The following is a 16305-nucleotide window of genomic DNA, read 5'->3' as shown; positions in this document are numbered from 1 at the left end:
GAGGGTGAGGGCCGAGGAACGAGGCACTCGCCCGCAGCGGAACCGCAGGCTCAGCCGACAGACAGCTGAGGGCTGAGACTCAGCGGACCGTGGGCTGGTCGACGGCCCAGAGCCACGTGCCGTCCGCCTGCCGCCGCGCGATCTCCGCCGTCGCCCCGCCGTCGGTGAGCCGGGTGGACGTCAGCGCCAGGTCTCCGTGCGCCAGGGCGGGCGCCTGCACGCCCGGCTCCAGCCGCGGGCGGGCGGCCAGCAGCTCGGAGTACACCCGGCGGATCTGCTCGTGCCCGACGACGACGGTGCCGGGCGGGAACTCCAGCACGGCGTCCGGCTCGTACAGCGCGACCAGTCCGTCGAGATCGCCGGCGTTGACACGTTCGAGGAAGAACCTGCCCAGGTCGTTGGGCTCGCGCGCGGGCTGTCGTGGGTCGGCGCTCGTCATCGTGCACCTCGTCTCTTCGAGAGGAATGCTCGGCACCCCTCGACCGTCGCGGTCCCGGCAGGTCGCCGCGGCCCGCACGACGGGCGCTCGACGCGAGCGTGGCAGGTGCCACTGACATGCCCGCCCCTGCCGGGCCGCTGACGCCGGCGACACGCGGTGGCAGGCTGGGTGCCATGGCCGACCGCCTGCGCGCCGCGACGTCCCCGTACCTGCTCCAGCATGCCGACAACCCGGTGGACTGGTGGCCCTGGGGCACCGAGGCCTTCGCCGAGGCGCGGCGGCGTGACGTGCCCGTGCTGCTCTCGGTCGGGTACGCGGCGTGCCACTGGTGCCACGTCATGGCGCACGAGTCGTTCGAGGACGACGGGGTCGCGGCGGTGATCAACGCCGGCTTCGTGCCGGTGAAGGTGGACCGGGAGGAACGCCCGGACGTCGACGCCGTCTACATGGCCGCCACCACGGCGATGACCGGGCAGGGCGGGTGGCCGATGACGGCGTTCCTCACGCCCGACGGGACGCCGTTCCACTGCGGCACGTACTTCCCGCGCGCGCAGCTGCTCGCGGTGCTCGACGCGGTGCGCGACGCCTGGGTCGAGCGGCGCGAGGCCGTCGTGCGGCAGGGTGCCGCGCTGACCGACGCGGTGGCCCGTGCGGCCGGCGCCCTGCCGGGTGCCGCGCTCGACGACGCGACGCTGGACGACGCCGTGGCGGCGCTGCGGCGCGACTTCGCGCAGACCCAGGGCGGGTTCGGCGGGGCGCCGAAGTTCCCGCCGTCGATGACGCTGGAGCACCTGCTGCGCCGGCACGCGCGCACCGGCGACCCGTCGGCGCTCGCCATGGTGGAGCGCACCTGCGAGGCGATGGCGCGCGGCGGCGTCTACGACCAGCTCGCGGGCGGGTTCGCGCGCTACTCCGTGGACGCCGCGTGGGTGGTGCCGCACTTCGAGAAGATGCTCTACGACAACGCCCAGCTCCTGCGTGTCTACGCGCACCTGTGGCGCGCGACCCGCTCCCTGCTGGCGGAGCGCGTCGCCCGGGAGACCGCGTCGTTCCTGCTGCGCGACCTGCGGACGCCGGCGGGCGCCTTCGCCTCCGCGCTCGACGCGGACACCGACGTCGACGGGCGCGGCGTCGAGGGGCTCACCTACGTCTGGACGCCGCAGCAGCTGCGCGACGTGCTCGGGGACGACGACGGCGACCGGGCCGCCGCGGCGCTGGTGGTCACCGCCGAGGGCACGTTCGAGGGCGGGGCGTCCACGCTGCAGCGCCCGGACGACCTGGACCCCGACTGGTGGGAGCCGGTCCGCGCCCGGCTGCTGGCGGCGCGGGCCCTGCGCCCGCAGCCCGCGCGCGACGACAAGGTCGTCACCGCCTGGAACGGCCTCGCCGTCGCCGCCCTGGCCGACGCGGGCGCCCTGCTCGACGAACCGTCCTGGATCGACGCGGCCCGCGGGTGCGCGGACCTGCTGCTCGGGCGGCACGTCGTCGACGGGCGGCTGCGGCGCGCGTCGCGCGACGGCGTCGTCGGCGCCGCACGGGGGGTCGCGGCCGACCACGGCGACCTCGCCGAGGGCCTGCTCGCCCTGCACCAGGCGACGGGCGAGGCGCGCTGGCTCACGGACGCCGGGCGGGTCCTCGACGTCGCACTGGCACACTTCGCGGACGGGGACGGCGGGTTCTTCGACACGGCCGACGACGCCGAGCGCCTCGTCGTGCGCCCGCGCGACCCCACCGACGGGCCGGAGCCGTCGGGACTGTCCGCGCTCGCCGCCGCGCTCGTCACCTACGCGGCGCTGACCGGGTCCGCCCGGCACCGCACCGCGGCCGAGTCCGCCGTCCGGGCGGCCGGCGCCGTCGCTCGGCAGGCCCCCCGGTTCGCCGGCTGGACCCTCGCCGCGGCCGAGGCGCTGGCCGCCGGCCCCCTGCAGGTCGCCGTGGTCGGCGACGGCCCCGCCGCGGCCGACCTGCTCCGGGCCGCGCGCCGCGCGCCCGCCGCTGGCGCCGTCGTCGTCCCCGGGGCCCCGGACGCCGCCGGTGTGCCCCTGCTCGCGGGTCGCCCGCTCGTGGACGGCCGACCGGCCGCGTACGTGTGCCGCGGGTTCGTGTGCGACCTGCCGGTCACGAGCACCCCCGCGCTCCTGGGACAGCTCGGGGCCACCACCGGGCAGGCGAACACCGGGCAGGCGAACACCGGGCAGCCGAACACCGGGGACGCCCCGTAGTCCGGCAGCCGGCGCGGACGGGGGCGGGCTCCGGGCGCGCCCTGTCGGCGGGTCATGGCACCCTCGACGCCATGCCCGATCGACCGGACGTGCCCGACGAGTACCTGGCGCGGTTGCGCCCACTGCTGGCGTTTCCCGAGTGCGCCGAGGAGTCGGCGTGGACCGGCGTCCGCTGGCGCGTGCGGCACGCGACGGTGGCGCACGTCTTCGGCGGCGAGGACCAGCGGTTCCGCATCATGTTCCGCGCCGAGCCGCAGGAGGTGGCGGCCTTCGAGCACCTCGGCGCGCCGTACTTCAAGGCGAGCTGGGGCGAGGACGTGGTCGGCCTGCTGCTCGACGACGGCACCGACTGGGACGAGCTGGCCGAGCTGCTGACCGACTCCTACTGCGTCCAGGCGCCGCAGCAGCTCGCGGCCCGGATCGACCGGCCCGCATGAGCGCCGCGCCGACGCCCGTCCCCCTGTCCACCGGCGACCTCGTCGAGCGCGCGCGACGCCTGGCGACCGACCCCGGCGCGGGCGGGCGGGCGGTGCTCGGTATCGTCGGCGCCCCCGGGGCGGGCAAGTCCACGCTCGCCGAGGCGATCGTGGCCGCCCTCGGCCCGCAGCGGGCGGTGCTCGTCGGCATGGACGGCTTCCACCTCGAGGACTCGCTGCTGCGGCGGCTCGGCCTCCGTGACCGCAAGGGGGCGATCGACACGTTCGACGACGCCGGCTACGCGGCCCTCGTCGAGCGGCTCGCCCACCCGGGCGGCGAGACCGTGTACGCGCCCTGGTTCGACCGCGAGAACGAGAACGCGCTCGCCGGCGCCGTCCCCGTGCCGCCGGAGGTGCCCCTCGTCGTCACCGAGGGCAACTACCTGCTGGCCGACCAGGGAGCCTGGCCCCGCGCCCGGGCGCGGATGCGCGAGGTGTGGTTCCTGGCGCCGGACGAGCCGGTGCGCCAGGAGCGGCTCGTCGCCCGGCACCGCGCGCACGGCAAGTCGGAGGCCGACGCCGTCGCCTGGTCGTTGGGCACCGACCAGCGCAACGCCGAGCTCGTCGCTGCCACCGCGGCGCGCGCCGACCTCGTCGTCCGCCTGGTCTCGGCCGGGCACGGCTAGCGGCGCTCCAAGGTCACAGCGTGACGGTCGTGCCCACCAGCACCAGCTCGGAGGTGTGGGACCCCGCGACGCCGACGCCGGCCGGCCGCGGCTCGAAGCCCGGCAGGTCCTCGAGGCCGCCGCCGGCGGCGACGAGCCGCAGCTCGAGCTCGTCGTCGGCGGGCAGCGTCACGACGACCTCGAAACCGTCGGCGTCCGGCGCGTAGTACCGGGTGTCCAGGGTCGCGCCGTCCACGGGCACCTCGCGCCCGGCGACCGTCGCGGACGTCACCGCGTCGGCGTTGAGCTGCACGTACCGCAGCGCACCGGCGGTCCCGACGGGCGCGCCCTCGCCCGGCGTCACCGACAGGGTCACGGTGCGCTCGTCGCCCGCCGTCTCGTCGCGGGTGACCTCGGCCCGCGGCGCCGGCAGCTCCGCCTCCTCCGCCTCCCCCGACCAGACCGGGTCGTCGAACATGGGGAACGCGGCCGCCAGGTCGGTCTCGGTGTCCGCGTAGCGGGCCGTCCAGTCGGCGGGGGTCGCCTCGTCGGAGACCCAGCGCGCCTCGCCCGTGTCGGCGTCGAGCACGTACGCGAGCCGGGTCGGCTCCGGGTGCTCGGCGTCGAAGCGGTCGACGACGAACCCGGTGACCAGTGCGACGACGGTGAGGGCGCCGCACCCGCCGAGCAGGATCCGCCCTGCCAGGCGCCGGCGCGGCAGCAGCACCGCGACGACGGGCGTCAGGGCCAGCACGAGGAGCACCGCGACCAGCGCGGGCGCGGCCCCCATGGCCAGGCCGAGCGCGGGGAAGAACAGCACCACGACGGGCGCCAGCACGACCACGGCCACCGCCGCGCCGAGGGTCGCGACCACGCGCCGGGCGGACAGCCCGCCGGTACGCCCCCGCGTCCGCACGACCACGACCAGGCCCGCGACGGCGACGGCGAGGGCGGGCAGCGCCGCGAGGTACGACCCGCCCGGTGCGAACGCCGCGAGCGCGACCCCGAGCACGGCGAGCCAGGCCAGCGCCCCGTACGACAGCGCCACCGGGCCGAGGCTGCGGCGCAGACCGACGAACCACCCGGCACCCACGGTCGCCACCAGGCCCAGGAGCGCGACGCGGAACCCCCAGGGCCGCCACGGGTCCAGCATCTCGTCGTAGCCGGGGCGGACGGCGACCATGAGCCACCACAGGGCCATCGACGCGAGGACCGCGCCCGCGAGCGGGACGAGCCCGGACACGAACCCGAGCACGAGGCGGCCCGCCGTCGTCGGTACGCCGCGGATCTCGCGCCGCCGCGCGAGCAGCACGCCCAGCGCCCCGACGACCGCGAGCGCCCCGAGGGCCAGCGGCCAGACCAGCCAGCCCGGGTAGCGGGCGAGGAGCCCGCCGGGCAGCGTGAAGTACGTGGCATCCGACGGCGACGGCTCGGCGAGCACGGAGACGTCCCCGGCGCCGAGCTCGCGCACCAGGGCGAGGGCGTTGGAGCCGTGGTGCTGCAGGCTCGCGAGCGACATCCGGTCGGGGGTGTCCAGCGGCGAGTGGTAGGTGGCGGACCCGTCGATGTACGCCGAGTTGAGGCCGGTGAAGCGTTCGGCGGGGTCGTCGAGGAAGGGCGAGAAGTCGGTGTCGTTGGGCAGGATCCGGTAGACCTCGACCCCGAGCGAGCTGCCCACGGGCTTCGGCACCTGCGCGTAGGCGTCGACGAGGGCGGCGTTGCCGTCGGACGTCTCGAACATGATCGCCGGCCCCGCGGAGCCGCGCGCCTCGACGTTGACCACCACGCCGCCGTCGGCGGCCCGCGGGTCCGCGTGCGCGAACGCCTCCGCGCCGCACAGGCACGCCTCCTCCGCATCCGTGAACACGAGGACGACGTCGTTGCGCAGCTGCTCCCCCTCGCCGAGGGCACGGGCCGTCTCCAGCAGCGTCGCGACCCCGGCGCCGTCGTCGTTCCCGCCGTACGACACCTCGGCGGAGTCGTAGTGCGCCATGAGGAAGACCGGGCCCGTGGAGTCGCTGCCGGGGATCGTCGCGACGACGTTGGTCGTCGCCGCGACCCGGCTCTGGTCGCCGAGGCGGCCGGACATGCCGACCCCGTCGACCTCCTCGGGCTCGAGGCCGAGCCGCTCCAGCTCGCCGGTGATCCACGCGCGCACGTCGTCGTTGGCCGCCGTGCCGTGGGGGTGCACCTCGCCCCCCACGGCCTCGACGGTCGCGAACGCCCGCTCTGCGCTGAACTCGCCGGCGGGCGCGTCGGCGTCCTGCGGGGACGGCGGCTGCACCGCCTGCACCGACAGGGCGGTGAGGAGGAGCAGGAAGAGGATGCACGCGAGCGACGTCGCCCGCGACCGAGTGAGGGTCACGCGCGCACGCTAGTCGCGGCGGCCGCCCGTGGCCCAATCGAGACCGCGTGTGGCATGCTCCGCCGCTCAGCCGGCCGCCGGCCGCGCCACGGTCAGTCGCCGCGTGTGCGGCCCCGTCCACTCCAGCCGCACGACGCCGGGCACGGCGGCGTCGGCCACCCGCGACGGGTCGGCCCAGTAGCCGTGCGCCGGGTTGCGGAAGAACGTCGCCCACGCCTGTCCCCGCTCGTCGACGAACATGTTGTTGTGCCCGGCGCCCACGCCCGCGGTGTACCGCTCGGAGTACGGCCCCTCGAACCGGTCGGCGACGGCGACGACCGCGTCGTACTGCTCCTGGACGCGGCCTGGCCCCGCCGGGTCGTAGGCGTACCGCGGGCTGCCGTCGGTGCCGGTCGACGACCGGGCCCACACCGCGTGCATGAGGTAGTAGCGGCCGCGGTACTTCTGCACGTAGGCGCCCTCGAGGTACGGCTCGGGCGCGTACGGCGTCTGGGCGAACTCGGGCAGGTGCGTCGGCGTGGCGATGTCCTCCATGTCCGGGGTGAACCTCGCGTACAGGTCGTTGTGCAGCACCAGCCAGGCGTCGTCGCCCTCGGTGAAGATGCTCCCGTCGATGTGGTGGTACGCGCCAGGCGCGATGAAGGCCGGGCCCCCGACGAACGGTTCGCCGAACGGCTTGTCGACGTTGCCCTCGGCGAGCCGGTACGGGCCCTCGATCCCACCCTCGCTGACCAGTAGGAACGACCCGACCTTGATCGAGTGGTCGCCCATGCAGGCGACGATGTACCAGGTGTCGCGGAACCGGTGCACCTCCGGTGCCCAGACGTTGCCGCGCTTGCCGAACCGGCCGTCGTCGGTCCAGTGCTCCTGCCAGGGTGCGACGACCGTGCGACCGGGGGCGTTCTCCCCCACGAACTCCGGCGACCAGACCTTGCCCTTCGGCTGCCCGGGTCGCAGCCCGGTGGTGTCGGCGAGCGTCCACGGCCCCTCGAGGGCGGGCGCCGTCCAGACGTACAGCCCGTCGTTCCACGGCCCGGCGTTGACCTGCCCGGCGGCGCGGGTCGTGCCCGTCGCGACGTACAGCGTCCGGCCGTCCACCTCGAACTGGTTCACGTAGGTGTCCCGCATCCACACGCGGCCGAGCGGGGCGTCGTGGGGCCGCAGCTCGAGGTCGAGGATCATCGAGTTGTCGTCGCGCGGCATCAGCTCGGGGCGGGCGTCGGCCGCCCCGTACGGCTCCGGGTCGGGCCACGCGGGCGGGAACGGCCCGCCGGTCGGCGCCGCGGTCGGCGCCGCGGCCGGGGCCGCGCCCGTCGTCGTGGTCGCGCCCGCCGCGGAGGCGGCCGACCCGCCGACCACCACCGCCGAGACGGCGCCGGCCGCCGCGCCCATGAACTGTCGTCGCTTCATGCTCTCGCTCCAGTCTCGTTCGTCGTGTGGTGCTCGGTCGTGAGGTGCTCGGTCGTGAGATGCTCGGTCGTGAGGTGCTCGGTCGTCGTGAGGTGCAGGCCCGGTGCCCCGCCGCCGGGCGCCGCGTGGTCGGGCGCGACGCCCGCCGGCACCGGCTGGCTCGGGTGCGGCACGTCGCCGACGGCGGACTGCGCGTGCCACAGGTCGGCCTCGAGCCGCGCCCGGACGTCCGCGTAGGCGGGGTCGTCGGCGACGTTGCGCAGCTCGTCCGGGTCGCGCTCGGTGTCGAAGAGCTCCCACTCCCCCGGGTACGTCTGCGGCCCGGTGCCGGGCAGGCCGAGCCCGTCGTTGTAGTAGTAGACGAGCTTGTAGCGCCGGTCGCGGTACCCGTAGTGCGCGGGCGCCTTGTGGTGCGCGTCGTCGTGCTCCCAGTACCGGTAGTAGAAGCCCTGCGGGGCCGGCTCCCGGCCCTCGCCGTCCGCTGCCACGCCCCTTGCCACGCCCCCGGCCACGTCGCGCCAGAACGACCGGCCCTGCATCCGCGGGTGCGCCTCGACGCCGGCTGCGTCGAGGATCGTGCGCGCCAGGTCGACGTTGGTCACGATGTCGTCGTGCACGCCGCCTGCGGGCAGCGCCCGCGGGTAGGACAGCAGGAACGGCATGCGGATCGACTCCTCGTACATGAAGCGCTTGTCGAACCAGCCGTGCTCGCCCAGGAAGAACCCCTGGTCCGAGGAGTACATCAGCAGCGTGTCGTCGAGCTCGCCGCGCTCGCGCAGCCAGTCCGTCACCCGGCCCACGTTCTCGTCCACCGACGCCACGCAGCGCAGGTAGTCCTCCATGTACCGCTGGTACTTCCACAGCGCCAGCTCGTCGTAGGACAGCCCCTCGGGCGGGTCCACCTTGAGGTCGGTGGCCGTGAGGTGATCGGCGATCCGCATCGCCGCCCGTCGCGAGGACGACGAGCGCGTCGCGTAGTCGTCGGTGAACGACTCCGGCACGGGGATCGGGTCGGAGTACAGGCCGGCGTGCCGCGGGTGCGGCTCCCACGACCGGTGCGGCGCCTTGTGCCAGATCAGCACGCACCACGGGTCGTCGCCAGCCAGCGACTCCAGCCAGCCCAGCGCGAGGTCGGTGATGACGTCCGTCGCGTACCCGGGCTCCGTGCGCAGCCCGCCCGCCGACCGGAACGTCGGGTCGAAGTACTCGCCCTGGTCGATCAGCACGTCCCAGTAGTCGAACCCCTGCGGGTCGTGGTCGCCGCCGTGGCCCATGTGCCACTTGCCCACCACCGCGGTGCGGTAGCCCGCGGCCCGCAGCTGCGAGACGAACGTCGGCTGGCCGGCGTCGATCGGTGTCGAGAGCGTCGTCACGCCGTTGACGTGGGAGTACGTGCCCGTGAGGATCGACGCGCGCGACGGGGTGCACAACGAGTTCGTCGCGTAGCACCGCTCCAGGCGCACCCCGTGCTCGCCGATCTCGTCGATCCGCGGCGTCGCGTTGACCACCGACCCGTACGCCCCGATCGCGTGCGCCGCGTGGTCGTCGGTCAGCACGAGGACGATGTTCGGGCGCCGGGTCATGACGCGACCTCGCCGGAGTACGTGGTCTCGTCGAGACCCGACTGGGTGGGGTCGTGGTCGACCTCGCCGACGTCGTACATGGTGGTCATCCAGTGGTAGAAGTTGTCGCCGCGCTCCCGGAGCACCTGGTACAGGCGCCGCATCATCCGACGGCGGACCTCCGCGCTCTCCGGGAGGTCGTAGACGTTGAGCAGCTCGTCGGGGTCGAGCTCGAGGTCGTACAGCTCGTTGGTCGAGTCGGGGTTGACGACGAGCTTGTACCGGTCGGTGCGCAGCATGCGCTGCGGGTACGGGAAGTGGTGCCCGTGGAACTCGCAGACGATGTCGTCGTCCCACGGCACGTCCGCGCCGCGCGCGAGCGGCAGCAGGCTGCGGGAGTCCACCGCCGGTGCGGGGTCGAGGCCCGCGAGCTCGAGGATCGTGGCGGTGCAGTCGAGCAGGCTGACGAACTCGGTGCGCACCTGCCCCGCCGGCCCGCCCGGCACGCGCAGCAGCCCCGCCGTGCGGTAGATGTCCTCGTACATCGCCGGGCCCTTGTCGTGCAGGCGGTGGGAGCCGGTGAACTCGCCGTGGTCGCTCGTGAAGAACACGGCCGTGTCGCCGGTCAGGCCCAGGCGCTCCAGCGCGTCCATCACGCGCCCGATCTCGTGGTCGATCATCGCGACGTAGCCCCAGTAGACGGCGATGAGCTTGCGCGTCGTCTCCAGCGGCATGGTGTCGAACGTCCAGTGCGCGCTGTAGTTCGCCTGCACCGGCGGCTTGCCGGCGAACGTCTCCGCGATCGACCTTGGCAGCTCCACGTCCGCCGGGTCGACCAGGTCGAAGTACTCGTCCGGCACCACGTAGGGCAGGTGCGGGCCGAAGAAGCTCAGCTCGAGGAAGAACGGCCTGGCGCCGCTGCGGAAGTCGTCGGCGTACCGCTCGAGCAGCTCGATCGTGCGGGTCGCGAGGTAGTGCTCGAACGTCGCCTCGAGCGGCTGGTGCAGGCGCGCCGCGAGCAGGTTGCCCGGCCCCCCGTTGGGCAGCGTGCCGCGCACGCGGTCGCTGATCTCGTACGGCGGGAGGCCCTTGTCGGCGAGGTACTTCAGGTAGTCGGGGTGCTCCACGGGGTTGTGCCAGCCGGGCAGGTCGGGGCCGTCGAACCCGAAGGCACCGGCGTCCTTCTCGGTGCCGGCGTGCCACTTGCCCACCAACCCCGTGTTGTAGCCCCGGGAGCGCAGCGCCTCGACGAACGTGAACGTGCCCTCGGCGACGTCCTCCAGGTACCCGACGTTGCGCTCGTGGTTCGCGAGCACGCGGTGGCGGAACGGCGCCTGACCCGTCAGCAGGCTGGCGCGGGCGGGCGTGCAGATGGCGGTCGGCGTGTACCAGCGGTCGAAGCGCGTGCCGGAGCGGGCGAGGTCGTCCAGCACCGGCGTCGCGGCCCGCGGGTTGCCGTAGGCGCCGAGGGTGTCCGCCCGGTGCTGATCGGTCATGAGGAACAGGACGTTGGTCGGCCCGTGGGTCGGCCGCGTCCGTTCCCCGGTCCGCGGCGCGCCCGGCGCGTCCGTCACGGGCGTCACTTCCCCGCCTCGAGGAACTGGTCGCCGGTGTAGAACTCGGCCGGGTCGACGGCCTCGGGCAGCTGGCCGGCCGCGACGAAGTAGTCCTCCATCCCCGACAGCCAGGTGTCGAACGTGCCGTCCTTGGTGTAGCCGTCGATCTCCTCCAGGCTCAGCACCTGCACGTTCTCGGCGTCCGCCTTCACGTCGGCCACCGGGAGGTCGTTGAACTCGGCGGTCAGCTCGATCGCCTCGTCCATGTGCTCGGCGCGGTAGTCGATCGCGTCGCGCAGCACGGCGAGCACCCGGTCGAGCTTCTCCGGGTCGTTCTCGACCACCTCGTTGCCCGCCACGAAGGCCGTGGGGAACGCCACGGTCTCCTCGAAGTCGGTGTTGTCCGCGATCTCCACGAGGTCCGGGACCTGCTTCTGCACGGTCGCCAGGGCCGGGTACCAGAACCCGGCGCCGTCGACCTTCCCGGACGACAGCGCCGCGACGATCGCCGACGGCTCCATCGGCACGATCTCCACGTCGTCCTTGGTCATCCCCGCCTCCTCGAGGGCCAGGGTGAGGATCATGTCGCCCGAGGTGCCCTCCGGGACGGCGACCTTCTTGCCGCGCAGGTCCTCGATCGACTCGATGCCCGGCTGCCCGACGACGCGGTCGGCCTGGCCGAGCGTGTTCATCGCGACGATCTTGGCCTGGCCCGACGCCGGCAGCCAGAACGCCCCCGGCCCGATGTACCCGAAGTCCAGGTCGCCCGTGCCGAGCGCCTGGATCTGCAGCGGGCCGTTGGTGAACGACGGCGTGGTCGCCTCCACGCCGTGCTTGGCCCACAGGCCCTGGTCCTCGGCGATCGCGAGCAGGCTGGTGCCGTTGAAGTCCGGGATGTAGCCGAAGCTCACCTCCACGGTCTCGGCGTCGGGGGAGCTGCCCGCCGTGTCCGAACCGGAGCAGGCGGCGGTGGCGGTGAGCGTGGCAGCCAGCAGCGCCGACAGGGCGACGGCGCGGCGGGCGGTTCGGTCAGGTCGCATGGGAGTGTCCTTCGTGGGTCAGGGCGTGGCTCAGGAGTGGGTCAGGGACGGGTGGCGGCGGGGGTCTGGTGGTACACGGAGCGCCACACGCGGTTGCGCAGCGCGGCGAACTCCGGGCTGAGACGCACCTCCTCGGTGCGGGGGTACGGCAGGTCGACGTCCACGACGTCGTAGATGCGCCCTGGGCGCGCGGCCATGACCACCACGCGGTTCGCGAGGAACACGGCCTCGTCGACGTCGTGGGTGATGAACATGACGGTGCGCTGCTCACGGCTCCAGGTGTCCAGGAGCTGCTCCTGCAGCGTCACCCGGGTGAGCGCGTCGAGCGCACCGAACGGCTCGTCCATGAGCAGGATCGACGGGTCGACGGCGTAGGCCCGCGCGATGGCGCACCGCTGCTTCATGCCGCCCGACAGCATCTTCGGCAGGGCGTCGGCGAACTGTCCGAGCCCGACGAGGTCGATGAAGTGCTCGGCCTTCTCGCGGCGCTCGGCCTTGCCCAGCCCGGCGACCTTGAGCCCGAACTCGATGTTCTTGCGCACGGTCAGCCACGGGAACAGCGCGTACTGCTGGAAGATCACGCCGCGCTCGGGCCCCGGGCCCGTGACGTCCGCGCCGTCCACGCGCGCGTGTCCCGACGTCGGGGTCTCCAGGCCGGCGAGAACGTTCATCAGCGTGGACTTGCCGCAGCCCGACGGGCCCACGACGGTCACGAACTCGTTGTCGGCGATGTCGAGGGAGACGTCGTCGAGCGCGACGAACTCCTCGTTCTTCAGCGCGAACGTCTTGCGCACGTGCTGCACGGAGATCTTCGCGGTGCCGCCCACGCCCTGCGTCGCGGCCGGTGTGGTCCGAGTCTGTGTGGTCCGGGTCATCAGCGTCGCTCCTGCCATCCGGTGAGCTTGGACTCCGCGAGCAGCAGCAGCCGATCCATGACCAGGCCGAGGATCCCGATGACGACGATGCCCACGAAGATCGTCGCGAGGTCGTAGTAGAGCTGCGCCTGCTGCATGCGGTAGCCGAGGCCGGCCTGGGCGGCCAGCAGCTCGGCGGCCACGAGGGTGGCCCACGACGAGCCGAGGCCGACGCGCATCCCGACGAGGATGAACGGCGTCGACGCCGGCACGACGACCCTCGCGAAGATCGTCCCGTCCTTGGCCCCGAGGACGGTCGCCGCGTTGATGAGCGTCCTGTCGACGCTCACCACGCCCTGGTACGTCGAGATGACGCATGCCAGGAAAGCCGCGAGGAAGATCACGAAGACCTTGGGCAGCTCGCCGATGCCCAGGAGCACCAGCACCAGCGGCAGCAGCGCCAGGGGCGGGATGGTGCGGAAGAACTGGATCCACGGCTCCAGGAGCCCGCGCGCCACCGAGTACCAGCCCATGAGGAAGCCCACGGGGATCGCGAGCGCCGAGCCGAGCAGGAATCCGGTCAGCACCCGCCCGAGGCTCGCGAGCACGTCCTGCGTGAGGGTGCCCGCCTGCCACAGCTCGACGGCCTTGCTCACCACCTCGGGCGGTGTGGGGAACTGGAACCCCGCGAGGGCGAGGACCCACCAGATCGCGATGCCGCCGACGATCGAGACGACGTTGAGCACGCGGACGGTGGTGCGGCGGGAGGCCCGCCGGCGCGGCCCGCCTGCTGCGCGCGGCGTCGGGGGGTCGCCGGTCCCGGGCACGGCGCCCGCGGCCCGCGGCCGGTCGGGGGACGGTCGGACGGTCGAAGCGGTCATCGTGCGCTCCTTCTCGACTGGTGGCCGGCGACGGCCTCGGGGGCGGCGTAGCCGGCGAGCAGGGGTGACTCGTGGAAGAGGGCGGCGAGCGCGCCGAGGGCGCCGCCGTGGTCGCCCAGCCGGCTCGCCCGCACGACGCGCGGGGTGTCCGTGGGCACGGAGTGCAGCTCGTAGCGCAGCGTGGCGGCGGCCTGCTCCACGAGCACGGGGGCCACGTGGGCGACCTCGCCGCCCACGACGACGTCCACGGGGTCGAGGACCATCGCCGCGGCGCCCAGCACCCGGCCGAGGGTCGTGCCCACCTCCCGCAGGACGGCCTCGACGACGGGGTCCGCCCGGTCGACGGCGACGGCGAGGTCACGCAGGTCGGTCAGCTCGACGCCGCGGTCGCGGCAGGTCGCGAGGATCGCCGGGACGGACGCGATCGTCTCCAGGCAGCCCCGCTTGCCGCACCGGCAGGTGACCCCGCCGGGGTCGGCGGTGACGTGGCCGAGCTCGCCGGAGAAGCCGCGCGCACCGCGGACCAGGCTGCCCGCGACGACGAGGCCGCCCCCGACGCCGTCGGACAGCCGCACGTAGATCAGGTCCGTGGGGCCGTCGGGCCGGGAGACGGCCTCGGCCAGGGCCGCGAGCCGCGTGTTGTTGTCGACGAACACGGGGGTGCCGAACCGGTCGGCGAAGGCGTCGTGCAGGCCGCCCGGTGTCGCGTGCCGGTGCCACGCCACCGGCGACCCGCCGGAGCTGTCGCCCGCGTAGGGCCCGGGCACGCCGATCCCCACCGCCTGGAGGGCGCCGAAGTGCAGGCCCTCCCGCGCGACGAGCCGGTCCACCAGCCCGAGCGCGAGCCCGATGCGGGTGGTCCACGACTCGTCGTCGTACGGCGCCGCGCCGGACGCGATGATCTCGTGCGACGCGTCGGCGACGGCCACGTGCACGCGCCGGTGGCCGAAGTCGACTCCGAGGAACTGCCCCGCCGCGGGGTCGAGCGCCAGCCGCTCCGCGGGGCGGCCGCTGCCGCTGCGGGTGGCGGCGTCGGTGTCGACGACCACGACGGCGCCCCGGCGCAGCAGGCTCGCGGCGATCTCGGACAGGGTGGTGCGGGACAGGCCGACCCGCCGGGCCAGCTCGGAGCGGCTCAGGGCCCCGCCGGCACGCAGCGCGGCGAGCACCCGCTCCTCGTGGGTGCGCCGCACCATCGCGTGCACCCCAGTCGTCATCGACATGCCGGCGACGCTACGAAGGCGCCATTTTTCCGTCAATGGACCGACAGAATCAGTTCTGCTCCCGTCCCGACCATTGGCAGAATCGCCTCCGGCCTCGCCCGACCGACGCACCGTCCTCGACATGGGCGCGACGCTAGGGCCGCCGGGATTCTTCCGGCCAGACCTCGGACGAATTCCCTATGAATTTCATCGGATATATACGAGATATCCACGGGCGAGATCCACCCACGAGCGAGCGACGACCGTGGTTGGATCCCGGTGTGCGTGCGATGACCTTCGACGAGTTCGGCGGCCCGGTGACGGTCCGCGACCTGCCCGACCCGGCCGCCCCACCGGGAGGCGTGGTCGTGACGGTGCACGCCAGCGGCCTGTGCCTGAGCGACTGGCACGCCTGGGCGGGGCACGACGACGACATCACCTCGCTCCCCCACGTGCCGGGGCACGAGCTGGCGGGCGTCGTCGCGGCGGTCGGGTCCGGCGTCGAGCGCTGGCAGGTCGGCGACCGCGTCACGTCGCCGTTCGTGTGCGGGTGCGGGCGGTGCGGGTGGTGCCGCTCGGGCCAGTCGCAGGTCTGCCCGGACCAGACGCAGCCCGGGTTCTCGCACGCGGGCTCCTTCGCCGAGCAGGTGGTGCTGCACGCCGCGGACACCAACCTCGTGGCGATCCCCGACGACGTCGACGACGCGACCGCGGCCAGCCTCGGGTGCCGGTTCGCGACCGCCTACCGCGCCGTCGCCGGCCGGGCGCGGGTGCGGGCGGGCGAGCAGGTCGTCGTCGTGGGCGCCGGCGGCGTCGGGCTCAGCGCGGTGATGGTCGCCGCCGCCCTCGGCGCGCACGTCGTCGCCGTCGACCGGTACGACGGCGCGCTCGAGGCCGCGCGCCGGGCGGGGGCCGAGCAGACCGTGCTCGCCCGCGACGGGCTCGACCTGCCGGCCGTCGTGCACGAGGTCACCGGCGGCGGCGCCCACGTCAGCGTCGACGCCGTGGGCAGCGAGCGCACCTGCGCGGACGCGGTGCTCAGCCTCCGGCGCCGGGGCCGGCACGTCCAGGTCGGGCTGCTCCCGCCGGTCGGCGGGCACCCCCGCGTGCCGATGGCCCGCGTCATCGGCTGGGAGCTGGACGTGCTCGGCAGCCACGGCATGGCCGCCGCCGACTACCCGGACCTGCTCGCGCTCGTCGGGGCGGGCACGCTGCGCCTCCGGGACCTCCTCGACCGGGTCGTCGGGCTCGCCGAGGGCGCCCGTCTGCTGCCCGGTCTGCACGACACGCCGCGCGCCGGGATGGTCGTCGTCGACCCGCGGCGCTGAGGCCGCTCCGGCGCTGCTCGTGTCCGGGCGCCGGCCACGCCGGGGTGGCGCACCCCACGCCCGGCGGCCCGGCCGGGTGCGCGCCGAGCGGCTAGAGTGGCCTTCGGCCAGTGTTCCCGGGCCCGTGGCCCGGGCCAGCGCGAGCGATCACGAGAGACGGGGAGGTGCACGCACATGACACGTAGCGAGCCTCCCAGTAGTCCCGTCCGCGACTGACGGCCGCTCGCCCTTTCCCGGCGAGCCCGCGCACCCGGGACAGCTCACGCGCCGTCCCCGCGCCCCTTTCTCCGCGCCGCACGACGGCGCGCCCCGCCGCAGTCGCGGGACCGACGCGCGCAGCCCACCCGTCCTGCAGCCCTGCATGC

General features: G+C 74.4%; 13 protein-coding genes. 4 read left to right on the top strand and 9 right to left on the bottom strand.

The window, feature by feature from the left end:
- Positions 1-79: 79 nt before the first annotated feature.
- Positions 80-439 carry a YybH family protein gene (locus IEW03_RS08590; RefSeq protein ID WP_188523258.1) on the bottom strand — a complete coding sequence of 120 codons (360 nt, stop codon included), beginning with the start codon at positions 437-439 and terminating at the stop codon, positions 80-82.
- Positions 440-612: 173 nt separating this feature from the next.
- Between IEW03_RS08590 and IEW03_RS08585 the strand changes: the two genes are divergently transcribed.
- The 3 genes from IEW03_RS08585 to IEW03_RS08575 all read left to right on the top strand — a co-directional run bounded on the left by IEW03_RS08585 (position 613) and on the right by IEW03_RS08575 (position 3763).
- Entirely contained in the window at positions 613-2661 is a 2049-nt protein-coding gene (locus IEW03_RS08585) for a thioredoxin domain-containing protein (RefSeq protein ID WP_188523257.1), read from the top strand.
- 71 nt (positions 2662-2732) lie between these two features.
- Positions 2733-3098, top strand: coding sequence for an MmcQ/YjbR family DNA-binding protein (locus IEW03_RS08580; RefSeq protein ID WP_188523256.1), 366 nt, complete (start codon positions 2733-2735; stop codon positions 3096-3098).
- Positions 3095-3763 (top strand): nucleoside/nucleotide kinase family protein, encoded by a 669-nt coding sequence (locus IEW03_RS08575; protein ID WP_188523255.1) that lies wholly within the window; start codon positions 3095-3097, stop codon positions 3761-3763. The genes IEW03_RS08580 and IEW03_RS08575 overlap by 4 nt, the downstream gene beginning before the upstream one ends.
- Before the next feature lie 13 nt (positions 3764-3776).
- Here the strand turns inward: IEW03_RS08575 and IEW03_RS08570 are convergent, their stop codons facing one another.
- The 8 genes from IEW03_RS08570 to IEW03_RS08535 all read right to left on the bottom strand — a co-directional run bounded on the left by IEW03_RS08570 (position 3777) and on the right by IEW03_RS08535 (position 14633).
- Positions 3777-6107: a M28 family peptidase gene (locus IEW03_RS08570; protein WP_188523254.1), complete on the bottom strand. Its 2331-nt coding sequence runs from the start codon at positions 6105-6107 to the stop codon at positions 3777-3779.
- A 66-nt stretch (positions 6108-6173) separates the two neighbouring features.
- Complete coding sequence (locus tag IEW03_RS08565; RefSeq protein WP_229737848.1) at positions 6174-7517, bottom strand: family 43 glycosylhydrolase; 1344 nt, start codon at positions 7515-7517, stop codon at positions 6174-6176.
- Positions 7514-9100, bottom strand: coding sequence for a sulfatase family protein (locus IEW03_RS08560; protein ID WP_188523253.1), 1587 nt, complete (start codon positions 9098-9100; stop codon positions 7514-7516). The genes IEW03_RS08565 and IEW03_RS08560 overlap by 4 nt, the downstream gene beginning before the upstream one ends.
- A complete protein-coding gene (locus tag IEW03_RS08555; RefSeq protein WP_268236089.1) occupies positions 9097-10653 on the bottom strand; it encodes a sulfatase family protein in 1557 nt (518 codons plus the stop codon). The genes IEW03_RS08560 and IEW03_RS08555 overlap by 4 nt, the downstream gene beginning before the upstream one ends.
- Before the next feature lie 5 nt (positions 10654-10658).
- Entirely contained in the window at positions 10659-11675 is a 1017-nt protein-coding gene (locus tag IEW03_RS08550; protein ID WP_188523251.1) for an aliphatic sulfonate ABC transporter substrate-binding protein, read from the bottom strand.
- Between the two features lie 41 nt (positions 11676-11716).
- The gene (locus tag IEW03_RS08545; RefSeq protein ID WP_188523250.1) at positions 11717-12550 is read right to left on the bottom strand and encodes an ABC transporter ATP-binding protein; all 834 of its coding nucleotides are present in this window, start codon (positions 12548-12550) and stop codon (positions 11717-11719) included.
- A complete protein-coding gene (locus IEW03_RS08540; RefSeq protein WP_188523249.1) occupies positions 12550-13410 on the bottom strand; it encodes an ABC transporter permease in 861 nt (286 codons plus the stop codon). The genes IEW03_RS08545 and IEW03_RS08540 overlap by 1 nt, the downstream gene beginning before the upstream one ends.
- The gene (locus IEW03_RS08535) at positions 13407-14633 is read right to left on the bottom strand and encodes an ROK family transcriptional regulator (protein ID WP_188523248.1); all 1227 of its coding nucleotides are present in this window, start codon (positions 14631-14633) and stop codon (positions 13407-13409) included. Before IEW03_RS08535 ends, IEW03_RS08540 begins: the two co-directional genes overlap by 4 nt.
- 260 nt (positions 14634-14893) lie before the next feature.
- Here IEW03_RS08535 and IEW03_RS08530 point away from each other — a divergent pair, with 260 nt between their 5' ends.
- The gene (locus tag IEW03_RS08530) at positions 14894-15940 is read left to right on the top strand and encodes an alcohol dehydrogenase catalytic domain-containing protein (protein WP_229737847.1); all 1047 of its coding nucleotides are present in this window, start codon (positions 14894-14896) and stop codon (positions 15938-15940) included.
- Positions 15941-16305: the final 365 nt, after the last annotated feature.

This window comes from Isoptericola cucumis (assembly GCF_014635665.1).
GTDB classification, from domain to species: domain Bacteria; phylum Actinomycetota; class Actinomycetes; order Actinomycetales; family Cellulomonadaceae; genus Isoptericola; species Isoptericola cucumis.
The sequence above is the reverse complement of the archived record's forward strand: the minus strand, read 5'-3'. Positions and strand labels throughout refer to the sequence as shown.

Coding starts and splice junctions, on each gene's coding strand:
- IEW03_RS08590 (WP_188523258.1), bottom strand. CDS start 439: ATGACGAGCGCCGACCCACGACAGCCCGCGCGCGAGCCCAACGACCTG.
- IEW03_RS08585 (WP_188523257.1), top strand. CDS start 613: ATGGCCGACCGCCTGCGCGCCGCGACGTCCCCGTACCTGCTCCAGCAT.
- IEW03_RS08580 (WP_188523256.1), top strand. CDS start 2,733: ATGCCCGATCGACCGGACGTGCCCGACGAGTACCTGGCGCGGTTGCGC.
- IEW03_RS08575 (WP_188523255.1), top strand. CDS start 3,095: ATGAGCGCCGCGCCGACGCCCGTCCCCCTGTCCACCGGCGACCTCGTC.
- IEW03_RS08565 (WP_229737848.1), bottom strand. CDS start 7,517: ATGAAGCGACGACAGTTCATGGGCGCGGCGGCCGGCGCCGTCTCGGCG.
- IEW03_RS08560 (WP_188523253.1), bottom strand. CDS start 9,100: ATGACCCGGCGCCCGAACATCGTCCTCGTGCTGACCGACGACCACGCG.
- IEW03_RS08550 (WP_188523251.1), bottom strand. CDS start 11,675: ATGCGACCTGACCGAACCGCCCGCCGCGCCGTCGCCCTGTCGGCGCTG.
- IEW03_RS08545 (WP_188523250.1), bottom strand. CDS start 12,550: ATGACCCGGACCACACAGACTCGGACCACACCGGCCGCGACGCAGGGC.
- IEW03_RS08540 (WP_188523249.1), bottom strand. CDS start 13,410: ATGACCGCTTCGACCGTCCGACCGTCCCCCGACCGGCCGCGGGCCGCG.
- IEW03_RS08535 (WP_188523248.1), bottom strand. CDS start 14,633: ATGTCGATGACGACTGGGGTGCACGCGATGGTGCGGCGCACCCACGAG.